The sequence below is a fragment of the Erwinia sp. PPS120 genome (assembly GCF_047918655.1).
GTDB lineage: Bacteria > Pseudomonadota > Gammaproteobacteria > Enterobacterales > Enterobacteriaceae > Erwinia > Erwinia tasmaniensis_A.
This window is the reverse complement of record NZ_JBLREF010000017.1, coordinates 23,520-42,128: the sequence shown is the minus strand read 5'-3', so window position 1 is coordinate 42,128 and position 18,609 is coordinate 23,520. Positions and strand designations below refer to the sequence as shown.

Here is an 18,609-nt window from a genome sequence, read left to right as displayed (position 1 = left end):
ACATATTAATAACGCAACTGTGTTTGAGATTATGTCGCGTTTCTGAGTGAATGATAAAGAAAAATAAAAACAGACATCATTTGCGGCCTTTAATTTTCTTTGCTATATAACAGCCAAATATTCGTGGTTTTTATCCTAATTAAAATAATACATTTAGATTGGGGTTAGATAAGTCGCACCGACAAATAAAGAATTAAGCTAAATTATCCCCTGGAGCACAGCATGTCCATCGCATCATATCTGTGGAATACCCTTATTCCACGTAAAATACATTCACTGGCTGCCCGGCCGGCCGGCAATACCTTTGATTGCCGGGCGGTGCCGACGCGGTTTCCGGTTGGCAGCGGCGACGGGCGCGGCCTGATGATGGTCTTCGTGCCGCCCGAAGCCGATTTCAGCCGGATTAACAGCGCCTGGCAGAAACTAAGCACTCCGCATCGCCGGATTATTACGCTCTCATCGACGGGTGCGCTCTGTGCTAAAAAGGGGCAGTCCACCTACTGCGCCACCAGCGGCCCGATGGGAAGCTGGCTCTGGCTGCCGCAACAGACCCTTGCCGAACATGAAGTACATCAGCTGGACCTTGCTATGCCGCCGGAGGCCACGGCCAGGCAGCGTATAGCTGCGCTCAGAAGCCAGCTGGACAGGATGCCGGTCAGCATGGCGCTCTCCTCTGAGGATACCTTCGCCATGATCTACTGCGATGGCCTCTCTTCGGCAGAAGGGTTTCTGATGCAGGCCTGGTATGACAGCGGACGTTTCCCCTGCCTGGCGATAGGCGGGTCAGCGGGTGGGCGCACCGACTTCCTGGACACCTGGATTGGAACCCATGAGGGGCTGCTACAGAATAAGGCAGTGATTATATTTTGTAAGATGGCGAAAGGTAAATCATTCGCACCTTTTAAAAGCCAGAACTTTATCCCGACCGCGCAAAGCTGGCTGATTGCGGAAGCGAACCCGGTTGCACGTACCGTCACCTCACTTTTTGATACTAACGGGCAGCAGAAACCGATTGTCGGGGCACTTGCCGACTATTTTAAATGTCCACCTTCGCAGCTTGAAAAACATTTAGAGGGAACCACGTTTGGCGTGAAAGTCGGTGAAGAATACTTTATTCGTTCCGTTGCTAAAATTAATGCCGACAGTCTCAGTTTTTTTTGCGACCTGGAATTTGGCGATCGCCTTTATCTTTTACAGGCGCAGGATTTTGTTAAAGCCACACAGCAGGAGTGGCTGAAATTTTCAGCCGGAAAAGGTAAACCCAGCGCCATGCTGCTTAATGACTGCCTGCTGCGTCGCCTCAACAATCCAGACAGCCTGCCTTCGGCTCAGCTCTTTAGCGGCGTAACCGCCGCGGGCTTTTCCAGCTTTGGCGAAATTTTTGGCGTACCTATTAACCAGACGCTGTCAGCGCTGGTTTTTTACGACCGGGATGTGAAGGCCATGTCGCACTTTGCTGTCGAGTATGCGGCCTATGCCGGGCACTACGCACAGCGTTCGCTGCGCCGCCGGGAAGCCCTGCATACGCTACAGACCGGCGTGATTGATAAGGTCATTGCCTATCAGCAGGCCATCGCGCCGGTGATCAATACCTTCCCGCTGCTCGAGCAGGCCACCAACCGCCAGAGTGATGCCCTGGATATCGCCGGGGTAAATATTGGCGCTATCAACGATGCCGCCGCCATCACCCTGACCGCACAGGAGGAACTGACCGCCCAGCTTGCCGAACTGGAACAAATTTCGCGCGGTATTACGCAGATAACCGCAGGTATCGGCGCGATTGCCGATCAGACTAACCTCCTCGCGCTCAACGCGGCCGTGGAAGCCGCTCGCGCTGGCGCGGCGGGACGCGGATTTGCGGTGGTTGCGGAGGAAGTGCGCCGTCTGGCACGATCGTCAAAAGAACAGGCTGATGCCACCCGCCAGAACATTAATGAAACGGTCGCCACGCTGGCTATGCTGAAAAAACTGGCGGGCCGCAGCGCCAGTACGACCACGGATATGGCGCAAAAGAGCCTTTCGGCGCGCGGGCAGATCGCGACCATCAGCGAAGAGAACGCGCTTGGGCGTCAGAGCATGGCGGAAAATATCAGCCGACTCAAAGATGCCGCAGCAGGGATGGATGCAATGAATCAGGCGGTCACCCAGCTCACCGTTCTGCAAAAGCTGCTGAACCTCTAGCACCCTGGCGACTCGCGTTTCCCTGCCCCTGACCCGGCGCAGGGAAACGCGGCTGATAAAATCTTAACCACGCAGTGAGGCGACCGCGCGGGCGAAAAACGTTTTCCCCCCGAAGTTACCCGATTTTAGCGCCAGCGCGATGGGCTGATCTCCCTGAGAAAACATCGCCGGTACGCCCACATCGATCTCTTCACCGATAGTGAGCGCCCCCAGATCCAGCGCGCTGACGACCGCCCCCGACGTTTCCCCTCCACCGACCACGATACGTCGGATGCCTGCGGCCACCAGCCGCTGCGCGGTGGCGCCAAACAGCGCGTCCAGCGCAGCGGCGACCTTCCCACGGCCATATTGCTGCTGGATCTGCCTGACCGAAGCCGGGTCACCGGAGGAGTAAACCAGCGGAGACTGCCCCTGATGCGCCTGAATAAAGTCGACCAGCCGATCGGGCCCGGTTGCGCCGCTCATCACGTCACCAACGTCGATCATCATTACCGGATGATATTTCTGGTGTTCAGCAATCTGCGCGCGGGTGGCCCCCGAACAGCTGCCGACGAGAATAGCCTCCGCACCGACAATCTTCGGGGTATATGCAGGTTTACCGCTTACCCGCCCCTGGGCAATAAAGTTGTGCGGCAGTCCAAGGGCGATGCCGGAGCCACCGGTGACCAGCGGTGCATGGCAGCAGGCTTCGCCGATAGCCGCAAGATCGGCCTCGCTGATAGCATCCACCACCACCAGCGTGGCCCCCATTAGCTGCGAGCTGGCCTCCGACGCCGCGCCAGGCTGACGTTCTGACAGGGCGTCTGCCCACTGTTTAGCGTCAGCTGCTCCGCCCGGCGTGCGTTCAGTCAGGGTTTCTGCCCGCTGTTCCGCTTTCGCTAATGCCTGGCTCAGCGCGTCGCTCCCCTGGCTCACGGTTTGCCAGCCAATATGCGCCACCCGATTATGCGACTGACGTTGCAGTACCCGGCGCAGATCGGCATCGGTCATCGGGGTAAGCGGATGATGCTGCATCCCCGATTCGTTAAGCAGCCGATCGCCCACGAACAGATGCCCCTGATAAACCGAGCGGCCCATGGCGGGGAAAGCGGGACAGACCACCACGCTTTTGGCCCCAAGATGCGCCGCCAGCGCATCAATGACCGGCCCGATATTGCCGCTATCGGTTGAGTCAAAGGTCGAGCAGTATTTGAAAACGATCTGCTCGCACCCCTGCGCCTGCAGCCAGCGGCAGGCTGCCAGCGACTGGGCCACGGCCTGATCCGCCGGAACAGAGCGGCTTTTGAGGGCGACCACCCCCGCTTCCACTTCTGCACCGGCAGGCCGCGAGGGCACCCCCAGGTACTGCGTGGTTTTCAGGCCGCCTTCGCCCTGTATCCCTTTCGCGAGCGTCACCGCGATATCGCTGGCCCCGGTAAAATCATCCGCTATTACGCCAATTAACATCGTCTACTCCTTGCCGTCTGCGAGGCAGCGCGCATACGCTGCCGCCACGCTGGCCTTCATCCGCTTCACGGCGGCATGGGGCGCGGTCAGTACCGGAATTGAAACCTGCTGACGAACGCTGTCGGCAGCACGTGAGGTGGAAAAGTGCGCAAGCATTATGACATCACAATGTGCCAGCTCTTTTGCCCGCGCGGCCACCCGCCGGTTATGCCCCTCAACGTCGCCCTTCTTCAGCAGATCGATGGCTTCTTCCACCAGCACAGTGGTCAGCGTGGCCGCAGAGTGATGCTCCGCAACGTACTGGTTAAATTCATCGGTCATGGTCTGTATCGAAGGGCCAAAGGTGGCGAGCATCCCGATGGAATTTCCCTGCTGCACCGCCTCGTGAAACATCGCTTCGTTAGGCTTCAGAACCGGGATGGGAAGCCGCTCTGCCAGCCTGTCAATGGCCGGGCCAAAGGCCGAGCAGGTCACCAGAATGCCCCCGGCCTGCATCTCATAGCCATATTCGCCCAGGCGAACAAAGCGATCGATCAACTCTGGCGAGAGCGTCGCCGCGCGCGCGCGGTCCACCGACAGGCCGTCGTCCAGAAGGTTAATGGTCTCGGCTTCCGGCCAGATATCACGAAAGGCCGCGTCAATTGGTGCCATGGCGACCGGGGTGGCGTGCAGTAAAACAATACGGGTCATTTTTCGCTCCAGATAGTGGGCTGGCGGGCGTGCTCTGCCCGGTAGGGTCGTAGCGCGTCAGGCACAGGCTACAATGTAAGGGCTTACAAATGTTTCTGTAAAGTGAAGCTGATCACAGATCACGCGGTTCATATTGTTAATGTCATGTTGAAATATTAACGATGATTGCTCACAATTGAAAGCGCTTACAAAATAAATGCATTATGCGTCATGCCCCGTCATGCCCTTATGCCTCACTGCTAACCCTGTTCACCCACTGTGAGAACGCATTATGACTTCATCTGCTACGCCCTCCACGCTGCGCGGGGTTGACCCGGATACCGCTACCGTCGTGAACGCACCGGCGACGGCTAAGCTGCCGCGCCGGTTTCGCGATCTGCTGGCGCTGGATGATTTTGAGCGCCATGCCCGCCGACGCCTGCCCAATATGATCTACCAGTACGTGGCGGGCGGCGTCGAAACCGGACGCGGTATCGCCGGCAATCCTGAAGCCTACCAGCGCTATACCTTTATCCCCCGCATGTTCAGAGACGTATCAGGGCGCAGCCAGCGCACCACCCTGTTTGGCCACAGCTATCACCATCCTTTCGGCGTTGCCCCGCTCGGCGGCGCCTCTTTTGTCGCCTATCAGGCCGATATTGCGCTAGCCCGCGCCGCCCGGGAGATTAACGTACCCATGATCCTCAGCGCCTCATCCCTGATTAAGCTGGAGGATGTATATGCCGCTAACCCGGATGCGTGGTTCCAGGCCTATCTGGCGGGCGATCAGCCGCGTATTGACCGTCTGCTGGAGCGCGTGGCGGCGGCGGGCTTCAGCACGCTGGTGGTAACCGGCGATACGCCGATGCTGGGTAACCGCGAGCACAATATCCGCAGCGGCTTCAGTATGCCGATTAAGATCACCCCGAAGGTAGCGCTTGAAAGCGCTCTCTGCCCGCGCTGGCTGCTGGGTACTGTCGCACAGACCTTCCTGCGTCACGGCGCACCGCATTTTGAAAATACCGACGCCGAGCGTGGTCCGCCGATGATGTCGGGCAAGGTGCGCAACACCCAGGCGCGCGACAAGCTCTGCTGGAAGAACGTTGAGGCCATTCGTAAAAAGTGGCGGGGAAATCTGGTGATTAAAGGGCTGATGTCGCCGCAGGACGCTTTTATCGCTCGCGATCTAGGTGCCGATGCGGTGATCCTCTCCAACCACGGCGGCCGCCAGCTCGATCACACCCTGCCGCCCCTCTATGCGCTGGCAGAGGTGGCTGCGCAAAAGGGCAGCATGAAGGTGATTATCGACAGCGGCATTCGTCGTGGCACCGATGTGATGAAAGCCATGGCGCTGGGCGCCGACCTCGTACTGCTCGGCAGGCCTTTTCTGTATGGTGCAGTCATCGGCGGGCAGGCAGGCGTTGAGCATGCCATGCATATTCTGCGTGACGAAATAGACCGGGATCTGGCGCTACTCGGCGTACGAACCCCGGCTGAACTGGATGAGAGCTATCTGCGCATAACACGCTGAACCTAAAATGAGCGCTATCTGCGCATAACGCGCTGAACCTAAAATGAGCGCTATCTGCGCATAACACGCTGATCTGCATATTGAGGAGTACCCTATGTCCGGGACTACAACCCTGCGCGTATTTAGCGCACTGGCGGTTCGCGCGCCATTCGACGCGCTGGAGCGCGACTTTCTGAAACAGTATTCCCACTGCGAACTGACGCTGGAGTGGAATCCCACTTCCGTGATTGAGAAGAAAATTGCCGCCGGTGCAACGGCTGATGCGGCAATCCTTACCGTACCGGTGATCGAGCGGCTGATTGAAGAAGGCGTCATCATTGCCGACAGCCGCGTGGATCTGGTGGATTCGCGCATCGGCCTGGCAACGCTGCCCGACGCGGTAGCACCGGATATCAGCAGCCTGCCCGCGCTAAAGCAGACGCTGTTAACTGCACGATCAGTGGCCTGGTCGCTCGGGGGGGCCAGCGGCATCTATTTTCAGACGCTGATCCAGCGGCTGGGCATTGAAGCGGAGATAACGTCGCGCGGCACCACCATTCCCGAAGGATTCACCGCCCGCCAGCTGCTGACGGGTAAGGCGGATCTCGCCCTGCAGCAAATCAGCGAACTGCTGATGGTGCCGGGTGTGAAAGTAATCGGCCCCCTGCCCGATGAGGCGCAGAAGGTGACCGCCTTTGCCGGGGGCATTTTCCGCACGGCGGCCAATCGGCAGGATGCGGCGGCGCTGCTGGCCTCGCTGCGCACCCCGCAGGCCCGGACGACCTTTGAATCCTTTGGACTGCGCTGTCGCGACCAGGCTGTCTGAATGGGATAGCCGGAGTTAGCGCGGGGCACTCCCCGTGCTGCTGCGCACAATCAGCTGTGGGATCAGCAGCGTCTGCCTCGTTGCGGGCTGGTCATTCAGCGTTGCCAGCAGATAATCTGCCGCACGACGGCCAATTTCATCCAGCTCCACGCGCATGGTGGTCAGCGGATGCTCAAGATGCTCCGCGTATTCATAATCGTTAAAACCGGTAATGGATATATCATTGGGTACCCGCAGATAACGCTCCCCCGCGCCGCGTAGCGCACCAAATGCCAGCAGGTCGTTGCCGCAGATCACCGCCGTCGGCGGTTCCGGGCCGTCGAGCAGGCGAAACATCGCCTGACGCGCATCGTTCATGGTAAAGGCATTATCAATCAGATTCACTTCTGCCAGCGCTATCCCCGCAGCGGCCAGCGCCTCACGCGTGCCGGTAATACGATCGAATACGCGATCGTTGGAGGGCGGCGTACCGACAATCACCGCGAATCGCTGATGCCCCAGCGCCAGCAGGTGCCGGGTAAGCTCGCCCGCCGCCTGCTCGTTATCGTAGCCGACGCTCGGGTGCTGCCGATCAACGGAAAAAGTCTGCACGCAGGGAATATCAAGCTGATTGATACGTTCGCGCAGACGGGGATGGTGGGAATTACCCACCAGCATCAGCGCGTCAATACCATATTCCACCAGCTTGTTAACCTCCTGTAGTTCGGTTTGCGGATCGAAGTCGGAGTTCGCCAGCAGCAGGGTATACCCGGACTGGTGGATCTGCTGCTGAAAGGCAGCCAGCGGCCTGGAGAAGGTTTCGGTGGCAAGCGTTGGCACCACCGCGCCAATCGTCATGCTTCTGCGTGACGCCAGCGTCCGTGCCGCGCGGTTAATCACATAGCCCAGTTCCTCACACGCCCGTTCTACCGCTTCACGCCGCGACTGGCGCACCGAGGCGCTGCCGTTGAGCACGCGTGACACCGTCGCCGTTGATACACCAGCGCATTTGGCAACATCTTCAAGGGAGACTCTGACAGGCAGAGCGGGCTTATCGGACATGACGGAACTCCATGCTGAAATGAGTGACGCCGCCCACAAATTTTGCAGACAACGAATACTTAGATTTGAAAGCGCTTACTTTTCACTTGACTGAATTTTGTAATCGCTTACTTTTAACATCATGTTATCACTTTGCCTTCAAATTTTACCAAATGATAACAGGGATTGCGGCAGTCAGGGGCATCCTCCGTCTGAAAACCCTCATATAAAAGCATCAGGATAATAAAGGAATTCACCATGCGTAGATACCCTCGGATCCGCTGGCTCATGATCGCATTTTGTTTTTTCGCCATCGCCATTAACTATATTGATCGCATTAATCTGGCGATCGCCGCACCGCATATTAAACGGGATCTGGGGCTGGATGACACCAGTATGGGGCTTATCCTCGGGGCCTTTTTCTGGACCTACGCGCTAATGCAGATCCCCGCCGGTCGAATGATTGACCGCCTCGGTGCGCGCCTCGGGCTGGCCATTGCCGTGGGCTGGTGGTCGCTATTTACCGTCTTTACCGCTTTCGGGCGCGGCTTTACCTCAATTTTCGCCTTCCGCCTGATGCTGGGCCTGGGTGAGTCCGGGGGGTATCCGGGCTGTGCCAAAGTGGTCTACGCCTGGTTTGCAAAAAAAGAGCGCGCGACCGCCAGCGGTATTTTTGATGCCGGTCCGCGCGCCGGGAGCGCCATCGCCCTGCCCCTGGTGGCTTGGCTGATCGGCACCTGGGGATGGGAAACCTCTTTTGTGGTTACCGGTGGTCTGGGGCTGGTATGGGTGGGTATCTGGATGCTGTTCTATCGCGAGCCGGAGGAGATTAAGGGGCTGGACCCGGTGCAGCGCGACAATCTCCTCGCCGACCGCAGCGTCCAGGTGGTGGATAAAAGCGAGAAGGTGAATATTCCAGGCCTGTTCCGCTACCGGACGGTGTGGGGCATGATGATCGGCTTCTTCTGCATGAACTTTGCCACCTACTTTTTTGTGACCTGGTTCCCAACCTATCTGACCATGGCACACGGCTTCTCCCTCAAGGAGCTGGGAACGCTGGGCGCTATTCCCGCGCTGATGGGTATCCCGGGCAGCCTGCTCGGCGGCCTGTGCTCTGACTGGATGTACCGCAAGGGGTTTTCGCTCACCACCGCGCGTAAAACCTGTCTGATTGCCGGAATGCTGCTCTCATCGGTGATCGCCTTTGCCGCCTTTACCAACAGCATGGCGGTGATTCTGACGCTGTTTTCTCTGACCTATGCAGGCCTGGCCTTTACCGCGGCCAATATCTGGACCCTGCCTGCCGATGTGGCACCCGGTCCGGGCTATGTGGGGACGCTAAGCGGTATTCAGAATTTTGCCGGCAACCTGGCGGGGATCGTTACGGCGTCCTTCACCGGTCTGATGCTCAGCCTGAGTCACGGATCCTTTGTCGTGCCGCTGCTGGTGGCGGGCGGCATCTGCCTGTTCGGTGCGTTTAACTTCATGTTTATCATGGGGAAAATTGAGCCACTGGCGCTGAAAAAAAACGCGACAGCGGCCCAGGTTGCGGCGGCTAACCGGTAACCGCCTGCCTCAGGGCAACCGTCGCGCCCTGCACCGCTACGCGACCCCACTGATGCGAATGAAAGAGCGTAATGATGAAAAATGAAAATCAGCTTCGTGAAGAGATCTGCCAGGTGGGTTTCAGCCTCTGGTCACGCGGCTATACCGTTGGCACCGCAGGCAATATCAGCGCCCGACTGGATGATGGCTGGCTGATCACCCCCACCGACGCCTGCCTGGGCCGACTGACGCCGACGCAGATCGCGAAAGTCTCTCTTAGCGGTGACTGGCTATCGGGCGATAAACCCTCCAAAACCCTGCTGCTGCATCGCCAGGTTTACGATCGCAACCCGGACGTTCAGGGCATGGTACATACCCACTCCAGCCATCTGGTGGGACTGACGCTGGCGGGCGTCTGGCACGCCGCAAGCATTCTGCCGCCGATCACCCCTTATCAGGTGATGAAGGTAGGACGTATTCCGCTGATCGTCTATCGCCGCCCCGGCGCGCCTGAGGTGGCGGAGCAGGTGGCAAAACTTGCCTGCGAGGTCAGAGGGGTGATGCTGGAGCGCCTGGGTCCGGTTATCTGGGGCCGATCCGTTTCCGCCGCCTGCTATGCCCTGGAGGAGCTGGAGGAGACCGCCCGCTTATGGATGCAGGCCACGATTAAGCCAGTGCCGCTGGACGAGGCTCAGGTCAGCGAACTCTGTGAAGCGTTCTCCACAAGCTGGTAACGCCGGATCATAACAGGAAAAAATTATGCAAAATAAACGTGTTTATGCCGCTGCGCTGCTGTCGCTGCTGGCAACCCTCAGCGGCGCACAGGCCCGCACCCTGGTGTATGTCTCCAACGCCGACAGCGGCACGATTACCGGTTACCAGCTGGATAAAGAGAAGCCCAGCCTGATCCCTACCGGCACCTTCCCAACCGGCGAGAAAGCGATGTCGTCGGTGGTCTCTGCCGATAAGAAAACCCTCTATGTTTCGATACGCAGCCAGCCCTGGCGGGTGGCGGCCTGGCATATTCAGCCCGACGGCACGCTGGTGAAAGCCAGTGAGACGCTGCTACCGGAAAGCATGGCCTATCTCTCAATGGATAAACAGGGACGCTATCTGCTCAGCGCCTCCTACGGCGGCGATCTGTTCAGCATCAACCGTATTGACGCTCAGGGACGGGTAGAAACGCCGCCGGTGCAGGTGGTTCATACCGGCAAACGTGCGCATGCGATTCAGGTTGATCCGACCAACCACTTTCTTTACGTCACGCTGCTGGGGGCTGACCAGCTGTTGCAGTATCACTTTGATGCGATCAGCGGCAGGGTGACCCCGGCTAACCCACCCTTTGTGAATATCCAGCAGGAAGCGGCAACCGGCCCGCGCCATTTCGTTATCGCGCCGGGGCTGGACAGGCAGGGTAAGCGCAATATGTATATTCTCACCGAGATGGCGGGCAATATTAGCCGCCTGACGATTAACCCTGACGGCACCGTCACCCCACAGGAGGCGGTGAATTCGGTTTCGCCCAGGGAGGATATGCAGCGTGGTGAAGCGCGGCCCCTGACCGGAGATGACAAGCTGCCGCCTTCGGCCAAACCGCGAATTTGGCAGGCCGATATCCATCTCAGCCCGGACGGACATTTTCTCTACTCCACCGAGCGCACCCGCAGCCAGCTCTCCTCGTTCTCTGTCGATCCCGCTGATGGCCATCTGACCTGGCTCTCCAGCATCAAAACCGAAGAGCAGCCGCGCGGCTTCGCCATCGATAATAGCGGCCGCTTCCTGATCGAATCCGGGCAAAAATCCCCCCAGCTCTCTTTATACACCCGTGACAACGTCACAGGTGCGCTCACTCTGGTGGGCCGCTACCCTGGCGGTAAAGGCGCCAACTGGGTCACGCTGGTAGAAGAGTAACCTTAGCCACCCGCCCGGTGGACCGTTCCACCGGGCGGGATCAACCCCCTATGGAGTCATTATGCCCCTTAAAAGACGTCCCCTGATTGCTGCCCTGCTTACCGCAGGCCTGTTCACGCTGACTTCCCTGCCTGCGGCCAGTGCAGAAGAGAAAGTCGTCGCCACTGACCTTGAGCCGCTGCATCACGTTATCATGGAAAATCAGTATTTTACGGTGATGCGGGTAATTATCCGACCAGGTCAGTCAACCCAGTATCACGAGCAGCATCTTGATTACGTCAATACCCACGTTAACGGCAGCCGGGTAAGCATCAGCTGGCCTGACAAACCCGCTAAAGAGAGTGAAATGAAGAGCGGTAACGTCAAGTTTGGCGCACATCAGGGTAAATCGACGGTCGATCGGGTCACCAATATTGACACCACAATCAATCATCAGGTGGCATTTGAAATCAAACAGCATGGTCCACTGGGCTTTGGGGACGCAACCCGACCGGACAGTCCGCTCTTCCAGCAGGTGCTCGATCAGAAAACCGTGAAGGGCTGGAAGGTCACGCTACAGCCCGGTGAAGGAACCGGCGCATACGCCCAGCGCGGTCCCGGCGTGCGGGTATTCTTTACCGAAGGCCGCCTGCTGGTGGCTGTTCCCGGTCAGCCAAACCGTAATAAAGAGATTTGGATCCACCGTGGCGATGCAATGCTCACCGATCCCGGCAAGGTGGCGTTAACCAACGGTGGCGAAACGCCGCTGGTCTTTAACGATTACGAACTGCTGTAGAGGCTACCCGGTGAGATATCTCTGTCTGCCGCTGGCGATAAGCCTGCTGCTGTTCAGCGGCGCAGGCGATGCTGCTGGCAGCACTGAAAATAACCGGCTGCCGGGCAGCGCCAGTCATGGCGCGGGCAGCAACGGATATAGCGATCTGCTGGCCAGGGGGAAGTATCTGGCTACTGCCGCTGACTGCGGCGCCTGCCACACCTCACCCCGCCAGGGTGCGCCGATGGCCGGCGGTTACGCCATTCAGTCCCCGATGGGCAGCATTTACGCCAGCAACATCACGCCGTCAAAAACAACGGGCATTGGCCTGTGGAGCGAAGCGGAATTTGTTCGGGCAGTACGCAAGGGCATCAATCGCCAGGGTGAGCATCTCTACCCGGCGATGCCCTACAGCGCCTACGCCCGTATCACCGATGAGGATATGCATGCGCTCTATTTTTACTTTATGCAGGGCGTAACGCCAGTAGATACGCTCACGCCCCGGACGCGGCTTCCCTTCCCGTTCAGCTTTCGCGGCGCTATGGTGCTGTGGAATGCTCTTTTCGCCCGAGCGCCACAGGGAGGGGCGACTCCCGTTGCGCGCGGCGAGTACCTGGTCAGTGCACTGGCGCACTGCGATACCTGCCATACCCCGCGCAATATTCTGATGGGTCAGCAGAACGATCGGGCACTATCAGGCGGCAGCCTGGGCAGCTGGTATGCGCCCAATATCACGCCCGATCCCCAGTCGGGGATCGGGAGCTGGACGGCGGCGGAGCTGACTCGCTACCTGAAAACCGGACGCGTGCCGGGCAAGGCGCAGGCGGCCGGTTCGATGGCCGAGGTGGTGGAGCACAGCCTGCAATACCTCTCCGATGCGGATATTGCGGCGATGGTAGCCTGGCTGCGTCAGCAGCCGGCGGTGAATAACGGTGAGGTAACGGCCAGAGAGAGCATGGGCAGCCCCGTCGCCAGTGAGGCGCGGCTGCGCGGGCAGCAGGATGCCGACCCCGGCTGGCAGGTATTCAGCGCCAGCTGCGCCAGTTGCCACCAGCCCGACGGCAGCGGTAACGCCCGCTACCCTTCGCTGTTTCATAACAGCGCCACCGGGGCCAGCCAACCGGATAATCTGGTTGCCGCCGTCCTGTTTGGCGTCCAGCGCAATGTACAGGGGGAGTCGGTTGCCATGCCCGCATTCGGACCGGATGCCGATTTCGCGATGCGGCTGAGTGACCAGCAGATTGCCGACGTCAGCCGCTATGTAATGAAGAACTTTGGTAATCCGCAGGTAAACGTCACGGCAGAGCAGGTCGCTCAGCTGCGCCGGGGCGGCGCCACGCCGCTGCTGGTCCGGCTGACCCAGCCTGTCGTGCTGGCGGGAGCCGCGCTGGCCGTTGCCCTGCTCGCGACAGTCCTGATCATCCGCAGAAGGAGGCGACATGTCTGAACCCACCTCATCCCCACTATCGCTGTCCCGGCGCCGGCTGCTACAGGGCATGGCGGTACTGTCGCTTAGCGCACTCACCGCCTCGCTCCTTCCACAGCAGGCCTCCGCGGGCGCGCAGGAATCAATGGCCTTTCAACAGATCGCAGCCTTTCTGGTCGGTCGTCCGGTCAGCCCGGTGCTCAGCGCCCGCTATTTTGCCGCGCTGAATCGTCGCGTAGCGAACTTCTCTGCGCGCTTTAGCTCGCTGGCCCGGTATCTGGACACGCAGCGCTTTAGTCACATTGACGATCTTGCCCGAACCCTTGCCGTGCAGGATCCCCGGCGTCAGACGGCGTCGCTGATTGTCGCCGCCTGGTACACCGGCGTGGTGGGTGAAGGGGCAGACCGGGAGCTGATTGCTTACGCTGACGCCATGATGTACCTGCCGACCCGCGGCGTGCTGGTCATACCCACCTACGGCGGCGGCCCTGATTCCTGGGGCAGCAAGCCTGACGATCCGCAGATAACCAAAGGAGAGGAGTAATGGACAAACCCGTCGATGCCGAGGTGATCATCATTGGCTCTGGCGTGATGGGCGGCCTTATCGCAACCCGGCTGGCAAAGGCCGGAAAGTCGGTGATTATCGTCGAGGCTGGCCCACGCGTTAAACGCCAGGAGATCGTCGAACGTTTTCGCGATTCACCATTTAAAATGTCGCTGACCAATATGAAGCTCCAGGGCGTGGGTTCCCCCTACCCCGATCTGCCGCACGTACCCTCCACCTATGGCGACTACATTCAGCACGTCGGCCCGGTAAAGTACGCCACCCGCTACCTTCGCGTGGTCGGCGGTACCACCTGGCACTTTGGCTCCGCGCTGTGGCGCATGGTGCCAAACGACTTCAGGCTGAACAGCCTTTATGGGCGCGGGCGCGACTGGCCCTTTGGCTATGAAGAACTCGAGCCCTGGTATGGCGAGGCCGAAGATGAGCTGGGGGTGTCCGGCGTCGATGGTCAGGATGAGAGCGGCCAGGGCGGCGTGGCATGGCCACCACGCTCCCGGCCTTTCCCGATGCCGGGCCTGCCGCCCAGCTACCTGTTTACCCGCCTCTCCGCCATGCTGAGTAAAGGCGGTTATCATCCGGTGCTGGAGCCGAATGGCCGCGCCACCCGCCCGTGGAAAAAACGCCCGGCCTGTGCAGGCAATAATAACTGCAATCCGGTCTGCCCTATTGCCGCCAAGTATGACGGGTCAATGCATATCGACGAAGCGCTGGAGCACGGTGCCAGGCTGCTGGACAACGCGGTGGTGGTCAGCATCGAGGCCGACGATCGGGGTAAAATCACCGGCATCCGCTACAAAAAACCGGACGGCTCGGAGCACCGGCTCACCGCCCATCATTTCGTGCTGGCCGCCTACGGCATCGAATCGCCTAAGCTGCTGCTGAACTCCACCTCACCGCGCTACCCCGGCGGTATCGCAAACAGCTCGGACCAGGTGGGACGCAATCTGATGGGTCATACCGGCATCAGCATGAACCTGATGATGAAAGAGGACGTATGGCCGGGCCAGGGGCCGACCGAGCTGCTGGTCTATCTTAATCACCGCGACGGTGACTTTCGCCGGGACTTCCCAAGCTACAAGATTAAGGTGCGCAATACGGTACCGACTGCCGATTATGCCGCGTCGCTGATCCAGCAGGGGGTGCTCGGGACCGCGCTGGATAAGGCACTGCATCGTCTGTCGGCACGGTCGCTGAACTTCGCCATTGATTTCGAAACGCTGCCGCTGGCGGAAAACCGGGTGCTTCCCAGCAAGACCAAATCGGACGCGCTCGGCATTCCCCTGCCGGAGATCTACTACAGCGTAACCGACTACTGGCATGCCGGAAAAACGCAGGGACTGAAGGACTTCGCGCGCTTTGCGCAGCTGCTTAACGCTGACGTGCTGAAAATCGATACCCAGTATCAGGACCGCCAGCACATTATGGGCACCACGATAATGGGCGACGACCCGGCTAACTCGGTTGTCAATCGCCACTGCCAGAGCCACGATCACCCCAACCTGTTTATCGCCGGGACCAGCGTCATGCCGTCCGCCTCCTGTATGAACCCCACCCTGACCGGCGCAGCACTGAGTCTGCGGCTGGCCGATTATCTGCTGAATAGGGTCCGGGTATGAACCCCCTTAACCACCGGGAGGTGCTTCGGGCAGCGTGATAACGCTCCACCGCCACGCTATCACCCTCCGGGCGACAAAAAAGGGGCTGCTTTATTCAGGCAGCCCCTTTCTCCGTTCAACATATCGTTAAGCTATTTCAGGCGGAACGCCACCACGGCATCGCCCTCTTTGGTGCCCATCGAGCCGTGGCCACCCGCCGCGATAATCACGTACTGTCGGTTATCTGCGCCCATATAGGTCGCGGGCGTCGCCTGGCCGCCGGCGGGCAGTTCGGTCTGCCACAGCAGCTTGCCGCTATTGATATCGTAGGCGCGGAAGAAGTTATCTGCCGTTGCCCCGTGAAAAACCAGATCGCCTGCGGTGGTCAGCGGTCCGCCGTGCGCCACCATCCCCATCGGGAAGCCGATGGGAAAGCGTCCCGGCAGGAAGGTCGTTTTCAGGTTTTTGGTGGTGCCAACGCGACGCAGCCACGCCGTTTTACCGGTGGTCAGATCCACGCCCACCATCCGGCCCCAGGGTGGTGCAATACAGGGAATGCCCAGGCTGGAAGCGAACTGCTGAATATGGATGGCGTAGTCGCCGTCAAAGTTTTCATTCCAGTACGGCGTACCGTCTTTGGTAAATAATCGCTTCTCCGCATTTTCCGGCGAACGTTTGATCAGATTGTACCTGTAGGCCAGGCGAACCGGTGCGGCGACGAGGATCTGCCGCTGAGGATCAACAGAGACCGACCCCCAGTTAAATACGCCGATATTGCCCGGAAAAACAATTGACCCGGCGACGGTCGAGGGCGTCCAGGGGTTGCCGTCATAGCGCATCGACTTATATTCGATGCGGCAGGCCATTTGATCAAAGGCGGTCAGACCCCACATGGATTTTTCGCTCAGGGGAGCCGGAATAAAGTTCAGGGCAGATACCGGCTGCGTAGGCGAGAAGTCCTCGCCCGCGACGCCTCCCTTTGTCGACACCGCGACCTGATTTATGGGGTAGACGGCCTGACCGGTCAGCCGGTTGAGCACAAACAGGTTGCCGGTTTTAGTCGGCAGGATCACCACCGGCTGCCGTTTACCCTGGTAATCAATATCCAGCAGCGAAGGCTGTGAAGGATTATCGCGATCCCACAGGTCGTGCTTCGACGACTGGAAGCGCCACTTGAACGCCCCGGTTTTCAGATCCAGCGCCACCAGCGTGTCGCGAAACTTCTCGGTATTGCTGTTGGCGTCGCGATGAGTGCCCAGCTCATCCGGCGAGGCGTTGCCAAAGGGCACATACACCAGGCCATTTTTGGTATCGGCGCTGAGCGTTGCCCAGGCCACCGGGGTATCCTGCGGATAGCTCTGTCCGGCTGGCAGAGGCTGGGTCATATCAGGCCGGGCCGGATCGAAGTTCCACACCAGACGACCGGTAATGGCATCATAGGCACGGATCACGCCAGAAGGGTTTCCTGCGTTATAACCGTTATCCATGACCGAGCCACCGAGAATAACCAGATTTCCGGCCACCAGCGGCGCAGCGGTTTGCATCAGAGCATGGTCGCGAAGCGGCCCCATATTTTCCCGCAGATCGACCATGCCCCGATCGCCAAAATCGGCGCACGGTTTGCCGGTATCCGCGTCCAGCGCCAGCAGTTTATTGTCATTGGTTGCGTTAAAAATGCGCTTGCGACATACCGCCTGACTGCGAACCGGGGTGGTGACGGCGGCAGTCTGGGCAGTGGACACCGCGGGCGTCGCGGCCGCATCATAATAGCTTACGCCACGGCAGGTCTGATGCTGCTGCATATATGAACGCTCGCGCGGGGGGGTCGTTTTCCATTTCAGCGCCCCGGTCTCCGGGTTAAGCGCGTGGACTTCGTTATGCGGCGTACAGAAATAGACGGTATTATTCACCATGAGCGGGGTAGCCTCAAAGGTGTATTCACTGGCGTCCTGTGCAGTGCGCAGATCCCCGGTATGGTAAGTCCAGGCCGTGTCCAGATTACTGGCATTGTCGGCTGTTATCTGTTTCAGATTAGAGAAGCGCAGCCCGTCGGTAGTGCCTCCGTAGGCCGCCCAGTCATTCTGCGCACCTTCGCCGCTTTCCGCGTTACGGGCGGTGGTCAGGTTACCTTCCTGTGGCAGCGGGTCGTAAAACATCATGCCAATGACCAGGGCGATCATCACCAGTACGGTGGTACCGAGGTAGGGATGAAATGCGCGACCCGTTGCCCGGTCCTGCGTACGCGTCAGCGGTCGCACCACCCAGGGCAGCGCCAGCCAGACGCCGATCAGGCCGATAATGTCACCGCGCGGGATCCACTGCCACTTATCGAAGCCCACCTCAAAGAGAATCCAGGCTGCCACCAGCCACATCAGCGTGGCGTAGATCGAAAGCGCGATCCTTTTATTTTTAAACAGCAAAACGGCGGTGATGAGCAGCCCGAGGGCCATAATAACGTAAAAGGGCGAACCGCCCAGCAGCAGCAGCCTGCCGCCCATATACAGCATAGCGAGACCGATTATCGCTATCAGACTACCCGTAAGTTTAGTGACCATGTTTTTCTCTCAGTGTTGACGCAAAGATAAAAAATACGCTTACTTGAAGTTACATTCTTGTAACGCTAATTTAACGAAATGAGAGGAGGAAGACACGCTTTTTACTGCTGTTTTCAGGGTGGTATCGCAAAATTTCAGGACTGGAAAAGTCGCAAAGAGGGGAGATTTCAGAGGGGAGCTGAGTTTGTCTGGTTAACAGGCATGCGATAAACAGGATGAAAGCATTAAAAAATTTTCACTGAAAGTGTTTTATTTTCATATCTAACCCCCAAAGCATCTAAGCGTTTTATTAAATAATGCGCCCATTTTTTTTGATAGAATCGATTTCCATTTATTGACAAGAGAGTATGTAAATGCATATAAGCAATCAAAAAGTATCGCCTTTTAATAAGCCAACCGTAGCTCCTGAAACTAATCTGATAAAAGATAATTTCCCGAACCAGATTTCTACAGTGAAGCAGTCTACTATTTCAATTAACCGGCACGGTAATACGTTTCAGGGATTGATTCCCAGAGAGAGCATTACCAGGCAGGATTCAATAAACAGTATCAACACGCCTTCTGTGGAAAAAAACAGTTCTCAAAAGACGCCGTATACCCCTCTGA

The 18,609-nt window shown here is 58.6% G+C and carries 15 protein-coding genes; 11 read left to right on the top strand and 4 right to left on the bottom strand.

The window, feature by feature from the left end:
• Window positions 1-222: 222 nt before the first annotated feature.
• A complete protein-coding gene (locus tag ACLRGG_RS11395; RefSeq protein WP_416249887.1) occupies window positions 223-2,181 on the top strand; it encodes a methyl-accepting chemotaxis protein in 1,959 nt (652 codons plus the stop codon).
• A gap of 63 nt (window positions 2,182-2,244) precedes the next feature.
• Here ACLRGG_RS11395 and ACLRGG_RS11390 read toward each other — a convergent pair whose 3' ends face one another.
• Window positions 2,245-3,627 carry a four-carbon acid sugar kinase family protein gene (locus ACLRGG_RS11390; RefSeq protein ID WP_416249886.1) on the bottom strand — a complete coding sequence of 461 codons (1,383 nt, stop codon included), beginning with the start codon at window positions 3,625-3,627 and terminating at the stop codon, window positions 2,245-2,247.
• A 3-nt stretch (window positions 3,628-3,630) separates the two neighbouring features.
• Window positions 3,631-4,317 carry an aspartate/glutamate racemase family protein gene (locus ACLRGG_RS11385; RefSeq protein ID WP_416249885.1) on the bottom strand — a complete coding sequence of 229 codons (687 nt, stop codon included), beginning with the start codon at window positions 4,315-4,317 and terminating at the stop codon, window positions 3,631-3,633.
• 271 nt (window positions 4,318-4,588) lie between these two features.
• Here ACLRGG_RS11385 and ACLRGG_RS11380 point away from each other — a divergent pair, with 271 nt between their 5' ends.
• Window positions 4,589-5,827, top strand: a complete 1,239-nt coding sequence (locus ACLRGG_RS11380; protein ID WP_416249884.1) for an alpha-hydroxy acid oxidase — start codon at window positions 4,589-4,591, stop codon at window positions 5,825-5,827.
• Window positions 5,828-5,921: 94 nt separating this feature from the next.
• Window positions 5,922-6,632, top strand: coding sequence for a molybdate ABC transporter substrate-binding protein (locus ACLRGG_RS11375; protein WP_416249883.1), 711 nt, complete (start codon window positions 5,922-5,924; stop codon window positions 6,630-6,632).
• 15 nt (window positions 6,633-6,647) lie between these two features.
• On the opposite strand, the gene ACLRGG_RS11370 is transcribed toward ACLRGG_RS11375, so the two are convergent.
• Window positions 6,648-7,673 (bottom strand): LacI family DNA-binding transcriptional regulator, encoded by a 1,026-nt coding sequence (locus tag ACLRGG_RS11370; RefSeq protein ID WP_416249882.1) that lies wholly within the window; start codon window positions 7,671-7,673, stop codon window positions 6,648-6,650.
• A 237-nt stretch (window positions 7,674-7,910) separates the two neighbouring features.
• Here ACLRGG_RS11370 and ACLRGG_RS11365 point away from each other — a divergent pair, with 237 nt between their 5' ends.
• The 7 genes from ACLRGG_RS11365 to ACLRGG_RS11335 all read left to right on the top strand — a co-directional run bounded on the left by ACLRGG_RS11365 (window position 7,911) and on the right by ACLRGG_RS11335 (window position 15,469).
• Complete coding sequence (locus ACLRGG_RS11365; protein ID WP_416249881.1) at window positions 7,911-9,218, top strand: MFS transporter; 1,308 nt, start codon at window positions 7,911-7,913, stop codon at window positions 9,216-9,218.
• Window positions 9,219-9,289: 71 nt separating this feature from the next.
• Window positions 9,290-9,931, top strand: a complete 642-nt coding sequence (gene otnC, locus ACLRGG_RS11360; protein WP_416249880.1) for a 3-oxo-tetronate 4-phosphate decarboxylase — start codon at window positions 9,290-9,292, stop codon at window positions 9,929-9,931.
• Window positions 9,932-9,956: 25 nt separating this feature from the next.
• Window positions 9,957-11,108, top strand: coding sequence for a lactonase family protein (locus tag ACLRGG_RS11355; protein WP_416249879.1), 1,152 nt, complete (start codon window positions 9,957-9,959; stop codon window positions 11,106-11,108).
• A gap of 61 nt (window positions 11,109-11,169) precedes the next feature.
• Window positions 11,170-11,883: a hypothetical protein gene (locus ACLRGG_RS11350; RefSeq protein ID WP_416249878.1), complete on the top strand. Its 714-nt coding sequence runs from the start codon at window positions 11,170-11,172 to the stop codon at window positions 11,881-11,883.
• A 10-nt stretch (window positions 11,884-11,893) separates the two neighbouring features.
• Window positions 11,894-13,309, top strand: a complete 1,416-nt coding sequence (locus tag ACLRGG_RS11345; RefSeq protein ID WP_416249877.1) for a c-type cytochrome — start codon at window positions 11,894-11,896, stop codon at window positions 13,307-13,309.
• On the top strand, window positions 13,302-13,832 hold the full coding sequence (locus tag ACLRGG_RS11340; protein ID WP_416249876.1) for a sugar dehydrogenase complex small subunit: 531 nt from the start codon (window positions 13,302-13,304) through the stop codon (window positions 13,830-13,832). Before ACLRGG_RS11345 ends, ACLRGG_RS11340 begins: the two co-directional genes overlap by 8 nt.
• Window positions 13,832-15,469 (top strand): GMC family oxidoreductase, encoded by a 1,638-nt coding sequence (locus ACLRGG_RS11335; RefSeq protein ID WP_416249875.1) that lies wholly within the window; start codon window positions 13,832-13,834, stop codon window positions 15,467-15,469. The genes ACLRGG_RS11340 and ACLRGG_RS11335 overlap by 1 nt, the downstream gene beginning before the upstream one ends.
• 131 nt (window positions 15,470-15,600) lie before the next feature.
• On the opposite strand, the gene ACLRGG_RS11330 is transcribed toward ACLRGG_RS11335, so the two are convergent.
• Window positions 15,601-18,003, bottom strand: a complete 2,403-nt coding sequence (locus ACLRGG_RS11330; RefSeq protein ID WP_416249874.1) for a membrane-bound PQQ-dependent dehydrogenase, glucose/quinate/shikimate family — start codon at window positions 18,001-18,003, stop codon at window positions 15,601-15,603.
• Window positions 18,004-18,356: 353 nt separating this feature from the next.
• Between ACLRGG_RS11330 and ACLRGG_RS11325 the strand changes: the two genes are divergently transcribed.
• Window positions 18,357-18,609: hypothetical protein (locus ACLRGG_RS11325; RefSeq protein WP_416249873.1), on the top strand; the 253-nt coding region annotated here is incomplete at its 3' end.